Annotated in this window: 17 protein-coding genes and 1 tRNA gene; 13 read left to right on the forward strand and 5 right to left on the reverse strand. The window is 68.3% G+C overall.

Going from position 1 to position 19,996, the window contains the following annotated elements:
* Positions 1–248: 248 nt before the first annotated feature.
* A tRNA-Met gene (locus ACFFGH_RS18465) sits at positions 249–325 on the reverse strand.
* A 130-nt stretch (positions 326–455) separates the two neighbouring features.
* Here ACFFGH_RS18465 and ACFFGH_RS18470 point away from each other — a divergent pair.
* The 3 genes from ACFFGH_RS18470 to bfr all read left to right on the forward strand — a co-directional run bounded on the left by ACFFGH_RS18470 (position 456) and on the right by bfr (position 1,913).
* Positions 456–1,055 carry an RNA pyrophosphohydrolase gene (locus ACFFGH_RS18470; protein WP_386670947.1) on the forward strand — a complete coding sequence of 200 codons (600 nt, stop codon included), beginning with the start codon at positions 456–458 and terminating at the stop codon, positions 1,053–1,055.
* 74 nt (positions 1,056–1,129) lie between these two features.
* The gene (locus ACFFGH_RS18475; protein ID WP_386671291.1) at positions 1,130–1,333 is read left to right on the forward strand and encodes a (2Fe-2S)-binding protein; all 204 of its coding nucleotides are present in this window, start codon (positions 1,130–1,132) and stop codon (positions 1,331–1,333) included.
* A gap of 109 nt (positions 1,334–1,442) precedes the next feature.
* Entirely contained in the window at positions 1,443–1,913 is a 471-nt protein-coding gene (bfr, locus tag ACFFGH_RS18480) for a bacterioferritin (RefSeq protein ID WP_386670949.1), read from the forward strand.
* A gap of 33 nt (positions 1,914–1,946) precedes the next feature.
* Here bfr and ACFFGH_RS18485 read toward each other — a convergent pair whose 3' ends face one another.
* Positions 1,947–2,522, reverse strand: coding sequence for a DUF4126 domain-containing protein (locus tag ACFFGH_RS18485; RefSeq protein WP_386670951.1), 576 nt, complete (start codon positions 2,520–2,522; stop codon positions 1,947–1,949).
* A 130-nt stretch (positions 2,523–2,652) separates the two neighbouring features.
* On the opposite strand from ACFFGH_RS18485, the gene ACFFGH_RS18490 reads away from it, so the two are divergent.
* The 4 genes from ACFFGH_RS18490 to ACFFGH_RS18505 all read left to right on the forward strand — a co-directional run bounded on the left by ACFFGH_RS18490 (position 2,653) and on the right by ACFFGH_RS18505 (position 5,844).
* Positions 2,653–3,372: a DUF6776 family protein gene (locus tag ACFFGH_RS18490; protein WP_386670953.1), complete on the forward strand. Its 720-nt coding sequence runs from the start codon at positions 2,653–2,655 to the stop codon at positions 3,370–3,372.
* Between the two features lie 103 nt (positions 3,373–3,475).
* Positions 3,476–3,847 (forward strand): iron-sulfur cluster insertion protein ErpA, encoded by a 372-nt coding sequence (gene erpA, locus ACFFGH_RS18495; RefSeq protein WP_386670955.1) that lies wholly within the window; start codon positions 3,476–3,478, stop codon positions 3,845–3,847.
* Entirely contained in the window at positions 3,847–4,881 is a 1,035-nt protein-coding gene (nudC, locus tag ACFFGH_RS18500; protein WP_386670957.1) for an NAD(+) diphosphatase, read from the forward strand. The genes erpA and nudC overlap by 1 nt, the downstream gene beginning before the upstream one ends.
* Before the next feature lie 36 nt (positions 4,882–4,917).
* A complete protein-coding gene (locus ACFFGH_RS18505; RefSeq protein ID WP_386670959.1) occupies positions 4,918–5,844 on the forward strand; it encodes a hypothetical protein in 927 nt (308 codons plus the stop codon).
* 171 nt (positions 5,845–6,015) lie between these two features.
* On the opposite strand, the gene ACFFGH_RS18510 is transcribed toward ACFFGH_RS18505, so the two are convergent.
* Positions 6,016–7,923: an MFS transporter gene (locus tag ACFFGH_RS18510; protein WP_386670961.1), complete on the reverse strand. Its 1,908-nt coding sequence runs from the start codon at positions 7,921–7,923 to the stop codon at positions 6,016–6,018.
* Between the two features lie 223 nt (positions 7,924–8,146).
* Between ACFFGH_RS18510 and ACFFGH_RS18515 the strand changes: the two genes are divergently transcribed.
* Together ACFFGH_RS18515 and dinG are read left to right on the forward strand one after the other, a co-directional pair.
* A complete protein-coding gene (locus tag ACFFGH_RS18515; protein ID WP_386670963.1) occupies positions 8,147–9,760 on the forward strand; it encodes an MFS transporter in 1,614 nt (537 codons plus the stop codon).
* 149 nt (positions 9,761–9,909) lie between these two features.
* Positions 9,910–12,030 (forward strand): ATP-dependent DNA helicase DinG, encoded by a 2,121-nt coding sequence (gene dinG / locus ACFFGH_RS18520; RefSeq protein ID WP_386670966.1) that lies wholly within the window; start codon positions 9,910–9,912, stop codon positions 12,028–12,030.
* Here dinG and ACFFGH_RS18525 read toward each other — a convergent pair.
* Complete coding sequence (locus ACFFGH_RS18525) at positions 12,020–13,366, reverse strand: NAD(P)/FAD-dependent oxidoreductase (protein ID WP_386670968.1); 1,347 nt, start codon at positions 13,364–13,366, stop codon at positions 12,020–12,022. The two genes, dinG and ACFFGH_RS18525, sit on opposite strands and share 11 nt — an antisense overlap.
* Positions 13,367–13,547: 181 nt before the next feature.
* On the opposite strand from ACFFGH_RS18525, the gene ACFFGH_RS18530 reads away from it, so the two are divergent.
* On the forward strand, positions 13,548–14,279 hold the full coding sequence (locus ACFFGH_RS18530) for a hypothetical protein (RefSeq protein ID WP_386670970.1): 732 nt from the start codon (positions 13,548–13,550) through the stop codon (positions 14,277–14,279).
* Positions 14,280–14,315: 36 nt separating this feature from the next.
* On the opposite strand, the gene ACFFGH_RS18535 is transcribed toward ACFFGH_RS18530, so the two are convergent.
* Positions 14,316–15,677: a DUF2254 domain-containing protein gene (locus tag ACFFGH_RS18535; protein WP_386670972.1), complete on the reverse strand. Its 1,362-nt coding sequence runs from the start codon at positions 15,675–15,677 to the stop codon at positions 14,316–14,318.
* Between the two features lie 324 nt (positions 15,678–16,001).
* On the opposite strand from ACFFGH_RS18535, the gene ACFFGH_RS18540 reads away from it, so the two are divergent.
* From ACFFGH_RS18540 to ACFFGH_RS18550, 3 genes are read left to right on the forward strand one after another with little or no spacing between them, the layout of a single operon-like run.
* The gene (locus ACFFGH_RS18540) at positions 16,002–18,104 is read left to right on the forward strand and encodes a TonB-dependent siderophore receptor (RefSeq protein ID WP_386670974.1); all 2,103 of its coding nucleotides are present in this window, start codon (positions 16,002–16,004) and stop codon (positions 18,102–18,104) included.
* 13 nt (positions 18,105–18,117) lie between these two features.
* A complete protein-coding gene (locus ACFFGH_RS18545) occupies positions 18,118–18,429 on the forward strand; it encodes a DUF3649 domain-containing protein (RefSeq protein WP_386670976.1) in 312 nt (103 codons plus the stop codon).
* A 13-nt stretch (positions 18,430–18,442) separates the two neighbouring features.
* Positions 18,443–19,996 carry a PepSY-associated TM helix domain-containing protein gene (locus tag ACFFGH_RS18550; RefSeq protein ID WP_386670978.1) on the forward strand — a complete coding sequence of 518 codons (1,554 nt, stop codon included), beginning with the start codon at positions 18,443–18,445 and terminating at the stop codon, positions 19,994–19,996.

Genomic DNA, 19,996 nt, shown 5'->3' on the forward strand with positions numbered 1-19,996 from the left:
CGTGCCGGTTGCCGGATCCGAAAAACCCCCGTCGCATGGACAAGGCATCCGCCGAGCGTGCGTTTTTCGCGGGTGTCGGGCCGGGCGTCGCCGTGTCCCCGAACTCGACCGAGCGGTACTTGCCCAAAAGCGGCATCGCATGGACACCGCGCACCCGATTGCGGGCGTCAGAAACGAAAAACCCCGCAGATTCGCGGGGTTAGGCGTGCGGCGTTAAAGCCGGTGCTGCTGGACAAAAATCTCTCGCGTGGTGGCTATGGGTGGACTCGAACCACCGACCCCAGCATTATGAGTGCTGTGCTCTAACCGGCTGAGCTACATAGCCGCGCGAGAACCGCTAATTCTTCATGCGGGGGCGCAGGCTGTCAATCACCTGTGGCGCGGCTTGTCGCGACCGGGGGTGCGTGGCAGAGTCGGGTCAGTGACGCAAGTCGGTCCATCCAGGAGTCCGCATCGTGATCGATCCGGACGGCTATAGACCCAATGTCGGCATCGTGCTGATGCACCCGGACGGCCGCCTGTTCTGGGCGCGGCGCGTCAATCGTGACGGCTGGCAGTTCCCGCAGGGCGGGATGAACAGCGACGAAACCCCGCTGGAGGCGATGTACCGCGAGCTGCGCGAGGAAACCGGGCTGCTGCCCGACCATGTCGAGGTGCTTGGTGCGACGCCCGGCTGGTTGCGTTACCGGCTGCCGCCGCGCGCGATCCGGCGCAACGACCGGCTGGTCTGCATCGGCCAGAAACAGGTCTGGTTCCTGCTGCGGCTGACCGGCAGCGAGTCCGACCTGCGGCTGGATCTCACTGACAAGCCTGAATTCGATCACTGGCGCTGGGTGGATTTCTGGTACCCGGTCGAGCATGTGGTGACGTTCAAGCGCGAGGTCTACTGGAGCGCACTGCGCCATCTGGCGCCTCTGGCGCGCGGTGCTGCCGGCCAGCAGGCGGTGCCGCTGCCGAGGCCGGAGCTTGATCCTGCGCGTGCGCGGCAGTGGCGCGAGGCGCCCGGGCGCCGGTATGTAGCCGGCTCGCGCGGCGGTACCGATGTGAATAATTGACAATCATTCGCATTCGTGGCGGAATGGACCTGCAGCCGTCGTGGCTGCTTCGTGTCCAGCTCCGGTACCACCGTATGTACGTCTGTATCTGCAACGGCGTGACTGATCGAGACATCCGCGAGGCCGCCGAAGGCGGTTGCCGCACGATGCCTGAACTGACAATGCGCACGGGCGCAGGCTCGACCTGTGGCAGTTGCATCGAGATGGCAACCGACATCCTCGAGCAGGCCCGCGCCGTACGCGAGCTTCCGCTTCCGCTGCTTCAAAACGCTGCCTGACGTTCTTCTGATCGCCTTGCGGTCGAGCCAGCGGATGCACTCGATTCGCGTTCCGTCATTGCCTGATCGCAGAAGCTAAACTGCGCGCATCGAAAGGCGGAGCACGGGCATGAAAGGCGATCCCAAAGTCATCGAATTCCTCAATCGCGCGCTCTACAACGAGCTGACCGCGATCAACCAGTACTTCCTGCACGCCAAGATGCTGAAGAACTGGGGGTTCAAGGAACTCGCCGATCACGAGTACCACGAGTCGATCGACGAGATGAAGCACGCCGACAAGCTGTCGGACCGCATCCTCTTCCTCGACGGGCTGCCGAACTTCCAGGCGCTGGGCAAGCTGCGCATTGGCGAGAACGTGCGCGAACTGCTGGGCTGCGACCTTGCACTCGAACACGACGCACTGCCGGTGCTGCGCGAGGCGATTACGTATTGCGAATCGGTCGGCGATTTCGTCAGCCGCAAGCTGTTCGCCGACATCCTCGAGTCCGAGGAAGAGCACATCGACTGGATCGAAACGCAGCTGGCGCTGATGGATCGTCTGGGCGATCAGGTCTATCTCGGCACGAAGATCGAAGGCTGATCCAGCTTTCCCGCCCGGCAAAGGGCGGTGGTTTCACGCGCTGCGCAGACGGCGCCGGAACAGCCGGCGCCAGGCCCACCAGATCAATGCGGCGAATACTGTGCTGGCGAGCACGACCAGCCCGAGAGCAAGCCACGGCTGTGCGAACACGAGGGCAAGGCCACCGAGCACGGCGGCGTCCTCGGTGGTGGATGCGGTCCAGTTGCTCAAGGGCTCGGGTGAGGTGTTGATCAGCGCACGTGTGCTGGACTTGAGCACATGACTGGCCAGCGCGGCAGCCGCGCCGGTTGCGAGTGCGCCCGCGCCGAGGTCGCCGTCCGGTGACAGCGTCGCCGCCGCGAGAAACGCGCCCGCCGGAATGCGCAGCATCGTGTGCAGCAGGTCCCAGCCCGAATCGACACCGGGGATCTTATCGGCGAAGAACTCGGCTGCTGCGAGCACGCCGGATACGCCGATGACCCAGGGCGATCGGGTAACTTCGAGCGCGGCCGGCAGGTCGAGCCAGCCCAATGCGCCTGCGACGCCCACTCCAAATACCGTCAGATACACGCGGATGCCGGCAAGCCACGCCAGCACGACGCCAACCGCGAACAGGTGCGCTTCCGACATCGACGTGACTCCGCGGGGCCAAACTGCAGAATGCAGGATAGGGCGCGTGACGGCCGTGTCATCGGGGAAACTACCCAGCCCACGGCAGAGCTCGTTTAGGCTGTGACCGGTTTAACGATCGGTACGCCGCATGACTCAATCCGCTGGCCCGGCTTCGACGCCGCGCAGTTCCCGTCTGGTGATCGCACTGGTGCTGGTGTCGCTCGCGCTGGGCGCGTGGGGGCTGTGGCAGACATTCGGCGCCGATGCAGCGCAGGCCCGCAGCGAGCTTTCGACCGCGCGGCGCGCGATGCGTGCGCAAGCGCAGGAGCTCGAGCAGCTGCGCCAGCGCGTCACCACGCTCACCCGCTCGGACCAGATCAGTCGTGATGCGAACCGCGACCTGCAGAGCACGCTGGCCGAGCGCGACGAGGAGATCGCCGGGCTGCGCGCGGACGTTGCGTTCTACGAGCGACTGGTCGGTGCGACCTCGCAGCGCCGCGGCCTCAGCGTGCATGCGCTGCGCATGCAGCCGCAGGACGGCAACGCTTGGCATTTCACGTCGACGCTGACCCAGAACCTCAACCGTGGCGCGATCAGCAACGGCCGGCTGCAGCTGTCGATCGAAGGCACGCGCGGTGGCCGGCTGCAGCGGCTCGGCTGGGCAGACCTTCGCCAACAGCCGGCGGCGCCGGGCGTGGATTACTCGTTCCGCTATTTCCAGCAGGTCGAGGGCGATGTGGTGCTGCCTGCCGACTTCATGCCGGTGCGGGTGACGGTCCGGCTTGTGCCGCGGTCCGGCGCTGCGCTGGAAGAGTCGTTCGCCTGGGGCGACGTCAGCGGCGCGACCGGCGCACGCAGCGCGCCCTGAGCGGCCAGTTACGCGAGCGCGCTCCCGTGCTCGCGGCTGTACGGGATCGCTGCGGCTCACGCGTGCGCTTGAATGCGCCGCGCGCGCGCGCCATGCTGGCGGCATGCAAGAAGAACTCACCATCGCCCCCGATTATCAGTCGCTCGAGCGGCCGCTGCAGTTCACGTCCGCAGCCGCGAACAAGGTGCGCGAGCTGATCGCGGAGGAAGGCAACGACGCGCTGAAGCTGCGCGTGTACATCCATGGCGGCGGCTGCTCGGGATTCCAGTACGGATTCGAGTTCGACGAGCAGCAGGCCGAGGATGACCTCGCGGTGCAGACCGACGGCGTAACGCTGGTCGTCGACCCGCTGAGCCTGCAGTACCTGATGGGCGCCGAGGTCGATTACACCGAAAGCCTGCACGGCGCGCAGTTCGTGATCCGCAATCCGAACGCGAAGACCACCTGCGGCTGCGGTTCGTCGTTCTCGGCCTGATGCCGGCCCCCGGCGCGCCCGCCTCCACGGTCGCGAGCGCGCCCCGCAGTGTTGCTGATGTGCCTCCGTTCGCGCTGGTTGGCGCCGGCGGCTGCCTTTCTGTGCTCGACCGAGCCGAACACCTGCGCGATGACCGGAATGCGCTTGATGCGCTGTGGCCGCAGTCGCGCGTATTGCTGTTGGACGCCGACGGACGCGCGCTGACCGATGCCGAGCAGGCGCCGCTGGCGCCTCGCGGCGCGCAGCTCGACGCTGGTGCCGGTGCGGCCAGTGATGCCGTGTTCCTCGGGCTCGACGATACGGGCCAGGCGTGGTTCTCGCTGGGCGCGGAGCTGACGGCGTTCGAGGCGCCCGGCCGCATCGACCTGCGCAGCGCCGCGGCGAGCTGGCCTGCGCATGAGGCGGCCGTCTTCGCCCAGGCCCGGGCGATGCAGCACTGGCGCCGGCGCCACCGGTATTGCGGTGGCTGCGCCAGTGAGCTCGAGATCAAGCGCGCCGGTTGGCTCGGACATTGCGCGGGCTGCGGCATCGAGCATTACCCGCGCTCCGATCCTGCGGTCATTGCCGCGGTGACCGATGGCGAGCGGCTGCTGCTGGGCAGGCAGGCGGGCTGGGCACCGGGTCGCTGGTCGGTGCTCGCCGGTTTTGTCGAGCCGGGCGAGTCGCTCGAGCAGACCGTCGCGCGCGAGGTGCTCGAGGAAACCGGGGTGCGGGTTCGCGAGTGTTGCTACCTTGCGTCGCAGCCCTGGCCGTTTCCTGGCGCGCTGATGCTCGGATTCGTGGCGCAGGCCGAGCCCGACGAGCCGCACGTCACCGGCGAACTCGAACTGGCGCGCTGGTTCACCGCCGACGAGATCCGCGAGGCGCAGGCGCGGGAACTGCGCATCGACGAGGGCCGTGCCGAACTGTCCGATCGCGATGGCCCGCTGCTGTCGGCGCGCATCTCGATTGCCCGCTGGCTGATCGAACAATGGCTGGTCGACCACGATCCCGCGCAAGCGGCTCGCGACGGGGCCGATGGTTCTGCGGGCTAGAATCGGGCGGTCGCCTGCGACACCGGAGCCTGGTCGATGTCCGCCACCCTGATCGCAGTAGTCGTTTCACTCGCACTGGCCCGGCTGGCGCCCGCGTTGGCGGTGTCGTTGCGCCGCTATGGCTGGTATGGCGCGTGGCTGGGGTGGCTCGCGTCGCGGCTGGGCCCAAGCGGCCTCTGGCGCGGCGCGCCCGGCTTTGCGATCGGCTGGCTGACGCCGGTGCTCGCGATCGCGCTGGTGCAGCTCGCGGTCGATGACGCGGCATTCGGGCTGCCTGGACTGCTGCTCGGCATCGCGGCGCTTTTCTACACCTGGGGCCCGCGCGACCTCGATGACGACGTTGAAGCGGTCGCCGGCGCGCGTGACTCCCGCACCCGTCGCGAAGCGGCGGCGCGGCTCTGGCCGCGCGGGGTGGCGCCGGTGCTCGGCGGCGGACCGCTCATCGAGGCCGTATTCCGCAACGGACTTCGCCGGTGGTTCGGCGTGCTGTTCTGGTTTTTGCTGCTCGGCCCGGCCGGTGCGCTCGGTTATCGGCTTGCGGCGCTGTCGGCCGAAGGCGAGGCGTCCGAACGCTTCGCGTCCGACGCACGCGGCATGGCGCGCAGGTGTCTGGCATGGCTCGACTGGCCGGCGGCGCAGTTGATGACGCTGTCGCTGGGGCTGGTTGGAAACTTCGACGCCGTGCTCGGCGCGTGGCGCGCCGCGGGCGGCGCATCGCTGCGCCCGGAACGCGATTTTCTCGGTGCCGCTGCACGTGCGAGCGTGCGCTGCGAACTGGCCGAGGAAGCGGCCGATGCCGCGGAGGATTACATCCGCGAGAACGGCGGCACGATGCCACCGCCGATCACGCTTGCGACGCCGGACGTGCCGGAGCTTCGGGATGCGATGAGCCTGCTCTGGCGCTGCCTGCTGGTCTGGCTTGCGGTGATGGCGCTGTTCGTGATCGCCGGCTGGGTGAGCTAGGCGTTCGCAACCGCGAATGCCCTGTGTCGACCGCGATTCTGGGGGGCGCGATGACTGCTGCGCATGGTGGTTTGAACGACGTCTTGGGCGGCTTCGCGACTTCTACACCTCAGCGAACGCGACGCATTGCGCAGCGGCAGTGGGAGTGGCCAAGCTGCAGACGCCCATGTCTTACGCCGCATCCCCGCGCATCGCCTTGACCCGGGCCTCGAGCATCTGCGCGTCGACGCGCTCGCCGTGGAGCGGCGCCTCCGCCACCACCTCGACCTGCGCGCGAAGGCGGCGCGGCAGCCGCGTGCGGCCACGCCTCGTGTCGCGGCGGCTCCACATGCTGGCCCACATACCGCGCAGTGCCATCGGGATCACCGGCACCGGTCGACGTTCGAGGATGCGCTCGACGCCGCCCTTGAACGGCGCGATCGCGCCATCCTTCGTCAGCGCACCTTCGGGGAAGATGCCGACGATCTGCCCGTCGGCAAGCGCGGCATCGATCTCGTCGAACGCGCGCTGCATCAGCGCCGGGTCTTCGCGCGCGCCGGCGATCGGGATCGCCTTCGCGGTCTTGAAGATCCAGCGCATCACCGGGATGTTGAATATTTTGTAGTACATGACGAAGCGCACCGGCCGCGGAATGCTCGCGGCGAGGATCAGCGCGTCCATGTAACTCACGTGGTTGCAGACCACGAGCGCGGCGCCCTCATCCGGAATGTGGTCGATGCCGCGTGCGCGCAGCCGGTACAGCGCGCGCACGAGCACCCAGCTCAAAAACCGCATCAGGAACTCGGGCACGATCGTGAAGATCCACACCGCGACCAGTGCGTTTGCGATCGCGAGCGCCAGCAGCAACTGCGGAATCGATATGCCGAACGCCCGCTGCGCCAGCAGGCCGAGCACGGCGGCCAGCACGATGAATGCCGCGTTCTGGATGTTCATGCCGGCGATCACGCGCGACATCTCCGAACCTGGCGTGCGGCTCTGGATCAGCGCGAACAGCGGCACTACGAACACGCCGCTGGAAAAGCCGATGCCGACGAGATCGAACGCGATGCGCCAGCCGCCTGGCGCTTCGAGGAACGCGATGAACGAATCGACGCGCAGCGGGGCAAGGCCCTGACGCTGGAAGTACAGGTCGAGCAGGAATGCGCTGATGCCGAATGCGCCGAGCGGCACCAGACCAATCTCGACCGTGCGCGCCGAGAGCTTCTCGCACAGTAGCGAACCGATGCCGGTGCCGATCGAGAACAACGCGAGCGCTGCGATGTACAGGCCCGCGTCGCCGCCGAGGTGCAGCTCCGCATACGCCGGCAGCTGCGCGGTCAGCACCGTGCCGACGAACCAGAACCACGACACGCCGAGGATCGCGTTGCGCACCGCGAGCTGGCGCTTGGCCAGGCGCAGGATGGCGATCGATTCGGGCAGCGGATTCCACTGCACGTGCAGCTCCGGCGCGCCGGGCGCGACGTGCGGAATCGCGCGGCTGACCAGGTGTCCCGTAACTGCGAGCGCGATGATCGCAGTGGCCGCGATCCACGGCCCCTGTGCGCCTCCGACGTCGAAGATCAGGCCGCCGACGATCATGCCGATCAGGATCGAGATCGACGTGCCCATCTCCACGAGACCATTACCGCCGGTCAGCTCGCGCGAATGCAGCACCGCGGGCAGGATCGAATATTTCACCGGGCCGAACAGCGTGGACTGCACGCCTGTGAAGAACAGCGCGATCAGCAACACGACGAGGTTCTGGGTCAGAAAGCCGACCGCCGCGAGCGACATGATCGCGATTTCCATCGCGGTCGTAGTGCGGATCAGCCGGGATTTTTCGAGCTTCTCGGCGATCTGCCCGGCGATCGCCGAGAACAGGAAATACGGCAGGATGAATAACGCCGGCGCGAGGTTCGCGTACAGCGCCTTGTCGTCCGAACTCACGTTCAGATAGAACAGCAGGCCGATGATCGCCTGCCGGTAGACGTTGTCGTTGAAGGCGCCCAGCGACTGGGTCAGGAAGAACGGCAGGAAGCGCCGCTGCCGGAGCAGTGCGTACTGGCTGTGCGGCGTGCGGTGCGGCGTATCAGTCGCCATGTCGGCCCTCCCCGGGACGCGGCGAGACTAGCAGAGCGCGGTGGCGTCCCTGCGCTGGCGCCGCGCCGGGAAACCGGGGCGCGATGCCGGCGTGCCGTGGCGCCGGCAACGGCCGCGGGCCGCCGGGGCAGGCCGTCCGCGGTCACGGCACGAAAACGGGCTCGGCCGCCGCCTGCTGCACCACGGGGCCGGCTAAGATGCGCGGCAGTTCGGGGGCGCATCGATGAAGCAGACCGGGTATTCCTTCCACCATCCCGTGGCGTTCTGGCTGGGGTGCGCACTCATCACGGCCGGCGTGCTGTCGCACGGTCCGATGTTCATGATGGGTCAACACACGCATTGGCAGATGGTCGGGATGCCGATGACCCTCGAGATGTGGGTCGGCATGGCGATCATCCCGGTCGGCCTGATGCTCTCGGCCTACGGGCTGCTGCCGCAGCGGGTGCTGCCGGGGCCGGGCGGGGTGGCGCAGCCGGCGCTGCAGTTCCACGTCGCCGATGGCGTCGCGCTCAACAACGAGCACTGGAAACTCGTGATCGTGCTGGTGGTGACGCTGGCGATCGACGTGATGAAACCGGCGACGCTCGGCTTCGTGATGCCGGGCATGAGCGCCGAGTATGAAATGGAAAAGTCGCGCGCGAGCCTGCTGGCGCTGTGCGCGCTGACCGGCACGACGGTGGGCTCGGTGGTCTGGGGCCGCATCGCCGACCGCTTCGGCCGCCGTGCGGCGATTCTGCTGTCGGCGCTGATGTTCATCGGCACTGCGATCTGCGGCGCGATGCCGTCGTTCGAGTGGAACCTTGCGATGTGCTTCCTGATGGGCGCATCCGCCGGCGGCCTGCTGCCGATCACATTCACGCTGATGGCCGAAACCGTGCCGGCGATGCACCGCGGCTGGTTGCTGGTCGCGCTCGGGGGCATCGGCACGTCCGGCGGCTATCTGCTCGCGGCCGGCGCGGCCGCGGTGCTGGAGCCGATGTTCAGCTGGCGGGTGCTGTGGCTGCTCGGTCTGCCGACCGGCGCGGTCATCATTTTCCTCAACCGGTTCATCCCCGAATCGCCGCGCTTTCTGTCCAGCCTCGGGATGCACGCGCAGGCACGCGCGGTGCTGACGCGGTTCGCGGGCCGCCGCGATGGCATCGAGCTCGACGACGCCGCGCACCCGGGCCCGCCGGTGATCGACGAGAGCCACCCGGTCGCCGGCATGCGCCAGCTCGTCAGTGGCCGGCACGCCCGTATCACCTGGGGGTTGCTGGTCGCGGGCACGGCCTGGGGGCTGGTGAACTTCGGCTTCCTGCTGTGGCTGCCGGTCAACCTGTCCGAGCTGGGCGTCGACCCGGCCGCGGCAAGCGCGCTGCTGGCGAAGTCGGCGATCTACGCGCTGCCGGGCATCGCGCTGGTGGTCTGGCTGTACTACCGCTGGAGCAGCTTCAAATCGCTGGTGCTGTTTCTGGCACTGACCGCGGCGACGCTGCTGGTGTTCGGCGCGCTGGAGGCGTTCGACGTGCGCTCGCAGCTGGTGACCTCGCTCACGACCGCTGCGCTGCTGGTCAGCGTCAGTGGCGTGATCGCGATGCTGATTCCGTACGCGGCCGAGATCTATCCGCTGCGCATGCGCGGCACCGGCTCGGGCGTGGTCGCAGCGAGCTCGAAGTTCGGCGGCATTCTCGGCGCCGGGCTCGGCGTGTTCGGCTTCTTCGACCATTTCGCCGCATCGGCCGTGCTGATCGCGGTGCCGATGGCGGTGGCGGCCGTCATGCTCTGGCGCAGCGGCGTGGAAACGCGCGGTTTCGGGCTGGAGGAAATCCAGGCCACGATCGGCCACTCGCGGGCCTGACACCGCCGCGCAGGCGGCGCCGGCGACCTGCCGGTGCGGCCGCAGTCATATCCGTGACGGCTATGAGCCCGCGGTGAGACGGCGAGGCCGGACAATGCCGGCCCGAATCGCAACCGGGCGGTCCCGCGGGGCCGCCGCGCCGTCATCCGATGAGCAGTCCACCCCTGAAGCCGCGCGTCCTCGACGAGGAGGCGAAGACCGCTGTCCGCCAAGCCTACGAGCAGGTCACCAGCCGCCTGCCTGGCTTCAAGGCCCGGCGCTCGCAGCGCAACCTGATCGCGACGTCTTCGCGCGCACTCGGCGCCAGCGGCGGGTTCGCGGTTGCCGAGGCGCCGACCGGTACGGGCAAATCGCTCGGCTACCTGATCGCGGGCATCCCGACCGCGCAGATCGGCAAGCGCAAGCTCGTGCTGTCCACCGCGACCGTCGCGCTGCAGAGCCAGTTGATGAGCAAGGACCTGCCGGCGTTCCTTGCCGCGACCGGCAGCGAGGCGAAAGTCGCGCTCGCGAAGGGGCGCGGCCGCTACCTGTGCGTGCGCGATGCGATGGAGCTCGCCGGCGGGCAGACCGTGCAGGCCGACCTCGGCCTCGAGCTGCCGAGCGCCGGCTGGCCGCGGCCGCCGCAGCTCGACGAGATTCGCGCGGTCGAGGCGCTGGTCAGCGCGTTCGACCGCGGCAGCTGGAACGGTGATCTCGACGAGGCCCCGCGGGCGATTCCCGACTCGGTGCGCCCGTTGCTGAGCACCACGTCGGGCGCCTGTGCGAACAGCCGCTGCGCGCATGCGCAGCGCTGCCCGGTGCTCAACGCGCGCCGCAGCGTGCGCGATGCCGACATCGTGGTTGCGAACCACGCGATGGTGATCGCCGCGCTGGAACTCGACGGAAACGCCGATGCCGACGCCTCCTCGGAGAACTTCCTGATCGGCGATCCGTCCGCGTGCACGTTCGTGTTCGACGAAGGCCACCATCTCGCATCGGTCGCGATCGAATCCGGCGCGTCGCAGCTGCACATGGGCGCGTTCGCGCGCCGGCTCGCGAAGATGGGCCCGGTGTTCGCCGCGCCGTTCCGGCTGCTCGACAAGACGCGCATCGGCAATCGCGAGCTGGCCGATGCGCATGCCGACCTCAAGCGATTGACCGACGCGGTCAAGGCATTCGACATCCAGTTGCAGAGCCAGTGGACGCCGGACTTCAACGAGCGCGACCCGATGTGGCGCGCGCCGCTCGGGCGCATCCCCGATGACTGGCGCATCCAGGCGCAGGCGCTGGGCGTCGATACGCGCAGCCTGCGTGACTGGCTCGAAGCCGCGCGCCGGCGCGTGATGCAGAAAGAAGGGTCAAAGTCCGATGAGCGTGCGATCCGCGCGATGGGCACGGCGCTGGAGCAGCTCGGCGAGGCGGCCGACCTGTTTACCGCCTGGGGCCAGGTGGACCCCGACGGCGAGCCGCCACACGCGCGCTGGATGACGGTGGGGCTCGACAAGGGGCTGGTCTGCCACGCCTCGCCGGTGTCGGCCGCCAAGCTGCTGCGCCAGCGGCTGTGGTCGCAGGCCGACTCGGTGCTACTGACGTCTGCGACGCTGAGCGCCGGCGGCAATTTCCGCGCGTTCGCTGCCTCGGTGGGGCTGCCGGCCGAGGCCGAATGCGTATCGCTGCCATCACCGTTCGACCTGCAGACGCAGGCGGTGCTGCAGGTGCCCGCGTTCCCGGTGCTGCCCGACCACGCCGACCATCCAAAGGCGATCGCCGAGTGGCTCGCAACGGGTCTCGACTGGTCCGCGGGCTCGCTGGTGCTGTTCACGTCGCGGCGCAAGATGGAAGCCGTCGCGGCGCTGATGCCCGCATCGCGGCAGTCGCAGATCCGCGTGCAGGGCTCGATGGGCAAGCAGGCACTCGTCGATGCGCACTGCGCAGCCGTCGATGCGGGGCAGGGCAGCGTGCTGTTCGGGCTGGCCTCGCTCGGCGAGGGCCTGGACCTTGCGCGTGATTACTGCTCGACGGTCGTGATCACCCAGCTGCCGTTCGCGGTGCCGACCGAGCCGGTGCTGGCCACCAAGTCCGAATGGCTCGAATCGCGCGGGCATAACCCGTTCATGCTGGTCACCGTGCCCGATGCGATCCGTGTGCTGACGCAGTACGCGGGCCGGCTGATCCGCACCTCGGAAGACACCGGGCGCATCGTGCTGCTGGACCGCCGCGTGGTGCAGAAGCGCTACGGGCGCGACATCCTCGATGCGCTGCCGCCGTTCCGGCGCGAGATCACGTACTAGGCAGGCCGCGCCGGGCGGGAGGTGTTGCGTCGTGGCTTGCGGGCGGGTCGATCTCGACGGGCTCGTCGCCGGGCTGTTCGAGGATGATCCGCGCGTGGCGCTGGTAGCTCCAGTACGACGAGGCCCAGTTGATCAGCACGCTGAGCCGGTTGCGGAAGCCGATCAGGAAGAACACGTGCGCGATGAGCCAGAACCACCAGGCCAGCGCGCCCGACAGGCGCAGGGCGCGCAGGTCGACGACGGCCGCCATGCGCCCGATCGTCGCGAGGTTGCCGAAGTCGCGGTAGCGGAACGCGGGCGCGGGCTGGCCGCGCAGTCGCGCCCGGATCACCCGTGCGGCGTGGCGGCCCATCTGCTTCGCGGCCGGCGCGATACCCGGCACCGGAGTGCCGTCGGGTTGCTGGACGCTTGCGAGGTCGCCCGCGACGAGGATCTCCGGGTGGCCCGGCACGCTGAGGTCGGCCGCGACCTGCACGCGACCGGCCCGGTCGGTCGGCGCCTGCAGCAGGCGGCCCAGCGGTGAGGCGGCCACGCCGGCGGCCCACAGCACCGTGCGTGCGCGAACGAAGGTTTCGCCAAGCCGGTAACCGTCGGCGTTGATCTCGCTGACCGGCGTGCCGGTCACCACGTCGACGCCGAGCCGTTCCAGCTGCTGCCGCGCCTTGATCGAAAGGGATTCCGGAAACGATGCGAGTACGCGCGGGCCGGCTTCGATCAGGCGCACGCGCGCGGTCGATGGATCGACATGGCGGAACTCGTCCCGCAGCGTGTGGCGGGCGATTTCGGCAAGCGTGCCGGCCAGTTCGACCCCGGTCGGGCCGCCGCCGATGACCGCGAAATCAAGCCATGCGGCGCGCTCGGCCGGATCAGCCGCCTGTTCGGCTTTCTCGAACGCGAGCAGCACCTGCTGGCGGATCTTCAGCGCGTCGGCCAGCGTCTTCAGCCCCGGCGCCACCTGCTCCCATTCCTCATGGCCGAAATACGCATGCGTCGAGCCGCTTGCGAGCAACAGCACGTCGTAGGCGAGCGTGCGGCCGCCGGCGAGTCCGAGTTCGCGCCGGTCGGCATGGATCGCCTCGACTTCGGCCAGCATGACTTCCACGTTGCGCTGGCGGCGCAGGATGTGACGCAGTGGCGCGGCGATGTCGGGCGCGGACAGGCCCGCCGTCGCGACCTGGTAGAGCAGCGGCTGGAACAGGTGGTGGTTGCGTCGGTCGACCAGCGTGATCCGCACCGCGTCGCGTGCCAGTGCGCGCGTGGCCCAGAGACCGGCAAAGCCACCGCCGACGATCACGACATGGGGCGTGCCCGCTGCGCGGCGTTCGGTGTCGGCCATCGGTGCGTGTTCCATCGCGTTCGGCGCGGGGAAGTATAGGCCTGCGCACGACGCGCGGCTTTCGCGGCGCCGCGTCTTCGCTGACCGGTGGTGTCGGATCGCCGCACCACCACGCGACCGAGACAGTGGTCGGGCCATGCTGGCGCACGTCGCAGCCACGAGGCGCCGTGCCCGACCCATCATGCAGACGCTCGCCCTTGTCCTTGCCGCCGCGCTCGCGATGGTCCATGTGTTCGCAGGCAGACTGCGCTTTCTCGATCATCTGCCACGCACGCGTTGGCTGTCGTTCGCGAGCGGTATTTCAGTCGCATACGTCTTCGTGCACCTGCTGCCGGAAATCTCGCGCGGCCAGGCAGCGGTCGCGGAGATGCGCGCCGAAGGCGCAGTGGCGGCCGAGTCGTTGCTGTGGATGGTCGCGCTGCTCGGGCTTGCGGTGTTCTACGGACTCGAGCGGCTGGCGCTGACCTCACGTGCGAAGAACGCGAGCGAAGGCGATGGCGACCGCACCGAAGCCGGCGTGTTCTGGCTGCACATCGGCTCGTTTGCGCTCTACAACGTGCTGATCGGCTACCTGCTGCTGCACCAGCCCGAAACCGACACCGGCGGACTGCTGTTTTTCTGGGCCGCGATGGCCGTGCACTTCATCGTCAACGACCATGGCCTGCGCGAGCACCACCAGCACCGTTACCAGCACGCCGGACGCTGGTTACTGGCCGCTGCGACCGTCATCGGCGCGCTTCTGGGTCTGGCGACGGACCTTGGCGAGGCGACCGTTGCAACGCTTACCGCATTCCTCGGCGGTGGCGTGGTGTTGAACGTGCTCAAGGAAGAACTGCCGGAAGAACGCAAGAGCCGGTACGTGCCGTTCGTACTCGGCGCAGCGATCTATACCGCTTTGCTGATGGCGCTCTAGGCGTTTCGATGCGCGGCTTATACAGCCGCGATCGTTTCACTCTCCCGCAATCGGCGCCTGGGGCCCCGCGGGTGCACGGCAGGCGTAGCGGGCAGCCGCGCTGTGCCGCTCGATGGTTTCGCGCGCCGTCGTGGTCTTCGCCGATTCCAGCCCGAGTTCCTCGATCACATCCACGCGGCGTTCCAGCAGCGCGCGACGCTCGGGCGAGCGCGTGACCGCGGCGACCTGCTCGATCACGCGCAGCATCCGCGCAAGCACGCTGGTGTTTCCGGCGGCGTTTTCCAGGATCTGACCGAATGCGAGCTCGATCGTGTGCTGGAACGTCGGGCCGCAGGCGATCACGCGCAGCACGCTGTCCTCGCTGCGGAACGGCGATTCGATCATCCGGTTCGCAAGCCGTTGCAGGATCACCGACAGGTGATCGAGGCAGATGATCGCGGTCGTGGTGTCGTTGATGCCGGGCGATAGCGCCTTGAGCGAGACGTCGACCAGCTGGCGGATGCCGTACAGCGGGTCGCGATCGGTCGTGCGGTAGGTGTCGATTGCGTACAGCAGGTTCAGCTCGCACGTCATCTTTTCATCGGGCGGCCGGCCTCCGCTGACGCTCGCCAGCGGCCGCTGCTCCATCGCGAAATCGCCGACGCCGACTTCCATGCGCACCACCACCTGGTGCTGCTGCGCGAACTTCAGCAGCGCGTCCGGATCGATGCTCTGCACGTAGCCCGTCGTCGTCGCCGGGACCGGGTGCCAGGTCAGGTTCGCGGGCGGTTGGCTGGGCGGGGTTGCCGGTTCACGGGCTTCGTGGCCCAGTTCGGCGGGGAACATGCCGTCGATCGAGCGCAGCGTGTCGCGCATCACCGAGCGGGCGATTTCCCCGGCCTGGATCGTCGAGGCGATGTGGTGGATGAAGAAGATCAGAAATCCGATCGCGACGATCGAAAGCACCAGTCCACCAACCACCGCGAGTGACGGGACGAACTGGCCATTGCTGCCGCCGCTGATCGTACGAAGCACGAGCAGACAGTAGGTGTAGACCCCGACGAACACGCCCAGCACGACCTGGTTTGCGCGGTCGCGCATGAAGTTGCGCAGCACGCGCGAGGTGTACTGCGTCGACGCCTGCGCGAGCGCCACGATCGTGATCGAAAACACCACGCCAGCGACCGTGATCATCGAGCTTGCGATCGCCGACAGCATCGCGCGCGAGCCCTCGGCCTCGGCCGCGAACATCCGGGGCCAGCGCTTGCGCAGCGTGTCGTCGACCTGCTGGTCCACCTCGACCAGCCCGAGCGCGAGCGCGATGAAGGCCAGCATCATCACGCCGGGCACGAACCAGAAGCTCGAACGGATGCTGGTCGACAGCTGCTTGAGTTTGCCCGCGGGCAGGATGCCGGTCATCGGTCCTCATTGATCTCGTGGAGTGGTTCGCTGGCTGACACGAACGCGGCAGCAGGCCGCCCGCTGCGCCTGCCACAGGGTGTTTCGAAGAGTAGGGCGCCGCCGTGATCGCAGGGGCAAGGCGACGGGCAGGTCGCGAGGCGCCGCGCTCGAGCCCAATTGCAAATGCGAATGATTCGCAGTTAAATGCGCGGCACTTTTCCCCCACTGCCGCCGTGGCGCGTCGCTTTCGCGCCCCGCAAGCCCCGGCGATCGCCCACAGAGGTCACCTTGAGTCTCCGCATTTGCGCCTGCCCCCGCGCCGTCCTTCCGTTTCGCCGACACGTGCTTGCCGCCTCGCTCGCCGTCGCACTCGTGCCCGCGCTGGCCACCGGAGTGAGCGCGGCCGACGACGCGACCGAGCTCGACCGCGTGGTCGTCTCCGGCGCGCACCCGGATGGCTACTCGGCCGGTGAAACCTCGGCGGCGACCGGCCTGGTGCTGACGCCGCGCGAGACGCCGCAGTCGGTGAGCCTGGTCACGCGGGAGCAGATCGAGGATTTCGAACTCGACAACATCAACGAGGTGCTCGCCCTCACCACGGGTGTCAACGTTGAGCGTGTGGAGACCGGGCGCACGTACTACACCGCGCGTGGCTTCGACATCACCAACTTCCAGCGCGACGGCCTCGGCATCCCGCTGCCGTACGGCATCCAGAACGGTGATGTGGACACGGCGATGTTCGAACGCATCGAGGTGCTGCGCGGTGCGAATGGCCTGATGTCGTCGACCGGTAATCCGTCCGCCACCGTGAACTTCGTCCGCAAGCGCCCGACCGCCGACGCGCAGGGCCGCGCTTCGCTCACGCTCGGTAGTTTCGACCGCGTACGGGCCGAGGTTGACGTGTCGGGACCGCTGGCTGCATCCGGGTCGGCTCGCGGTCGGGCCGTGCTTGCCGCCGAGTCGAGCGACAGCTACCTCGACCGCTTCGAACACGCGAAGGCGATCGGATACGGCGTCATCGAGGCCGACCTCGGCGAGCGCACGCTGCTGACCGCCGGCGTCTCGCACCAGCGCAACGATGCCGATAGCCCGCTATGGGGCGCGCTGCCGCTGTACTACACCGACGGCACGCCAACGAACTACGACCGCAGCACGAGCACCGCCGCGGACTGGTCGTACTGGGATACCGAGGACACGCGCGCATTCGTCGAGCTCGCGCACGGCATCGGCGCGGGCTGGGAGCTGCGCGCGGCCTACAACTTCGAGCGCGCGACCGAAGATACGCAGATCTTCTACGTGTACGGCACGCCGGACCGGGTGACCGGTGAAGGCCTGTTCGCGTACCCGTCCGATTACGAGGGCGAATGGGATGCGCACCAGCTCGACGTGCGGGCGGCGGGCGGTTTCATGCTGGGCGGGCGCGAGCATGACCTCGTGCTGGGTGCGGGCTGGAGCCGGGGCGACATTGTGGAGACGTCGCTCTACGGCGGCGTCGGCGATCCACTGCCAGCGCCGCTCGAGCAGTGGAGCGGCGCATTTCCGAAGCCGTTTTTCGACCCCGCATTCCCGGACGGCTCGAACTTCGATTTCCGACGCGAGAGCGTCTACGCGACTGCACGGTGGAACCTGTCCGACGCCTTCAAGCTGATCACCGGCGCGAACCATGCGCGCGTGCGCAGCACGGGTGTCGGCTACGGCGAGGCCAAGGACGCCGAGGAAAGCGCCGTGACGCCGTTCGTTGGCGCGGTGTGGGATGTGTCGAGCAACGTGTCGCTTTACGCGAGCTACGGCGAGATCTTCGCGCAGCAGACCGAGATCGACATCAATGGCCGCACGCTGCCATCGGTCGAAGGCGACAACGCCGAGATCGGCGTCAAGGGCGAATGGTTTGCAGGCCGCCTCAATGCATCGGCCGCAGTGTTCCGCGTGCACCAGGACAACCTTGCCGAGTACGCGGGCTACGACCTCGTGAACTTCCGCTCGTACTACGCGGGCCAAGATGCGGTGTCGGAAGGCATCGAGCTGGATATCGGCGGCAGCATCGGCGAGCACCTGTCGTTGTCGGCCGGCTTTGCGCATGTGCAGATCGAGGACGCGGACGGTAACCGCGCACGCACCTACGTGCCGCGAAACACATTGCATGCGGCTGCCGTGTGGAACCTGCCGCAGCTCGATGGTCTGCGCCTCGGCGCGACCGTGCGCTGGCAGGACGACATTTACCGCGAGCAGAGCCTCGTGCTCGATGACGGCACGACGGTCGTCACACGACAGGACGCGTATACGACGCTCGGGCTGATGGCCGGCTACCGCTTCGACACCGGCTGGGATGCGACGCTCAACATCGACAACGTGACCGATGAGAAGTACCTGGCCAGCCTGTACTGGGAGCAGGGCTTCTACGCGCCGCCGCGCAGCGCGTCGCTGACCGTCGCGTACCGGTTCTGACGGAGCACCCGTGATGGCCGCCACTGCCTCCCGTCCCACGCGCCTGCGCCACGCACTCGACGTGGCCATGCGCACGCTCGCCGCACTCGTGGCCGGCTACGCCTGCGCGCATACGTTCGCTGCGTTCATGACGGTGGTGCTGCCGTTTGCACGGCCGGACCGTGTCGTGGCCGGCACGCTGCTGTCGTTCGTCGTGTGGACGCTGGTGGCGCTGCATGCCTTCGCTGCAGCATCGCCATGGCGCGCGTGGTGGCTGCCGGCTGTGGCGTTCGCACTGATGATGGCGGTCGTGTTCGCGTTCCCGGACGCCGGCCTGCGGCCCTGAGGAGATCGCAGCGATGAAGAACTCCCTTCGCCAGTCGATGGCGTGGCTGCACACCTGGGCCGGCCTGCTTGCAGGCTGGTTGCTGTTCGTGATTTTCGTAGGTGGCACGCTGTCGTGTTTCGACCGCGAGCTCGACGACTGGATGCGGCCATCGCTGCACGACATCAATGCCACGCCCGCACCGAGGTTCGATGCGCCGATGTTCGACAACGCGTTCGCGCAGATCGCCGCACGCGCGCCCGGGGCGCACTCGTGGTGGGCGCACGCGCCGCACGAGCGTGAGCGCGCGATGGAGACGTTCTGGATGCTCGACGACGGCACCACGCGCAAGCTCACGCTCGATCCGCGGACCGCGACGCCGGTGCCGGAGACGGCCGGCGGCGATTTCTTCTTCGAGCTGCACTGGAACCTGCACGCCGGCACGACCGGCATGTTCATCGTCGCGTTTGCGGGCATGTTGATGCTCGTCGCGTTGGTGGCGGGCGTGATCACGCACAAGCGCATCTTCAAGGACTTCTTCACGTTCCGGCCGTCGGCGGGCGGGCAGCGCGCGTGGCTGGACGGGCACAACCTGACCGGCGTGCTCGGGCTGCCGTTCCACCTGCTGATCGCGTACACGGGCGTGATCATCTTCGCGACGAGCTACATCACCGGCGGGCTCGACACCGCGTACAAGGGCGATCTGAACCGCTTCTTCCAGGAGGCCGGTGGCTTCCACGAGCGCGAGGACGCGGGGCGTCCGCTCGCGCGCCTGCATTCGATCGATGCGCTCGTGGCCGATGCGCAGCGGCGCATGGGCCAGCCGGTGGACTGGGCGTCGGTCGAGCACCCGGACGATGTCAGCGCGCTGATCATCTTCGGCACCGACCATGCACGGCACGTGGCGTGGGACATGCAGCAGGTGCAGTACGACGCGGCGACCGGCGCGTTCGTGCACCACAGCGCGCCGCCGACGGTCGGGTATCTGACGTATTCGTTTCTCGGCGGGCTGCACATGGTGCAGTTCGGCGGCGGTGGGCTGCGCGCGCTGTATTTCCTGCTCGGCCTGACCGGCTGCGTGATGCTGGCAAGCGGCATGCAGGTGTGGGTGCGCAAGCGCGCGCAACGCATCGCGGCAGCCGGGCCGGTGTCGGGTTACGGAATCGTGCAGGGGCTCAACATCGGCGTCGTGGCCGGCATGCCGTTCGCATGCGCGACGCTGCTGCTCGCCAACCGCTTGCTGCCTGCGCAAACGCCGGAACGCGCACGGGCGGAGATCGCCGTGTTCTGCACGGCCTGGGCCGTCGCCGCCTGCTGGGGCATGGGGCGCACGCGCAGCGGACGTGGCTGGCGCGACCTCTTCGCCGGCACGGCGCTGGCATGCGTCGCGATTCCGCTCGTCAACTTCGCCACCACCGACGCGAGCCACCTGCTTGCGACGCTGCCGCAGGGGCAGTGGTCGCTGGCGTCGGTCGACCTCGTGGCGCTGGCGTTTGCGGCCGGGTTCGGCTGGCTTGCGCACCGGGCCGCTCTACGCAGCCCACTGCGGCCGCCGATGGCGCTGCGCACCGCCGCACAGGGGGCATGA

It is taken from the genome of Lysobacter korlensis (genome assembly GCF_042434515.1).

Bases quoted from the DNA above. Each gene is read 5' to 3' on its own strand.
- ACFFGH_RS18525 (WP_386670968.1), bottom strand. From the start codon at position 13,366: ATGGCCGACACCGAACGCCGCGCAGCGGGCACGCCCCATGTCGTGATC.
- ACFFGH_RS18475 (WP_386671291.1), top strand. From the start codon at position 1,130: ATGTACGTCTGTATCTGCAACGGCGTGACTGATCGAGACATCCGCGAG.
- ACFFGH_RS18505 (WP_386670959.1), top strand. From the start codon at position 4,918: ATGTCCGCCACCCTGATCGCAGTAGTCGTTTCACTCGCACTGGCCCGG.
- ACFFGH_RS18545 (WP_386670976.1), top strand. From the start codon at position 18,118: ATGGCCGCCACTGCCTCCCGTCCCACGCGCCTGCGCCACGCACTCGAC.
- erpA (WP_386670955.1), top strand. From the start codon at position 3,476: ATGCAAGAAGAACTCACCATCGCCCCCGATTATCAGTCGCTCGAGCGG.
- ACFFGH_RS18530 (WP_386670970.1), top strand. From the start codon at position 13,548: ATGCAGACGCTCGCCCTTGTCCTTGCCGCCGCGCTCGCGATGGTCCAT.
- nudC (WP_386670957.1), top strand. From the start codon at position 3,847: ATGCCGGCCCCCGGCGCGCCCGCCTCCACGGTCGCGAGCGCGCCCCGC.
- dinG (WP_386670966.1), top strand. From the start codon at position 9,910: ATGAGCAGTCCACCCCTGAAGCCGCGCGTCCTCGACGAGGAGGCGAAG.
- ACFFGH_RS18510 (WP_386670961.1), bottom strand. From the start codon at position 7,923: ATGGCGACTGATACGCCGCACCGCACGCCGCACAGCCAGTACGCACTG.
- ACFFGH_RS18550 (WP_386670978.1), top strand. From the start codon at position 18,443: ATGAAGAACTCCCTTCGCCAGTCGATGGCGTGGCTGCACACCTGGGCC.
- ACFFGH_RS18485 (WP_386670951.1), bottom strand. From the start codon at position 2,522: ATGTCGGAAGCGCACCTGTTCGCGGTTGGCGTCGTGCTGGCGTGGCTT.
- bfr (WP_386670949.1), top strand. From the start codon at position 1,443: ATGAAAGGCGATCCCAAAGTCATCGAATTCCTCAATCGCGCGCTCTAC.
- ACFFGH_RS18515 (WP_386670963.1), top strand. From the start codon at position 8,147: ATGAAGCAGACCGGGTATTCCTTCCACCATCCCGTGGCGTTCTGGCTG.
- ACFFGH_RS18490 (WP_386670953.1), top strand. From the start codon at position 2,653: ATGACTCAATCCGCTGGCCCGGCTTCGACGCCGCGCAGTTCCCGTCTG.
- ACFFGH_RS18535 (WP_386670972.1), bottom strand. From the start codon at position 15,677: ATGACCGGCATCCTGCCCGCGGGCAAACTCAAGCAGCTGTCGACCAGC.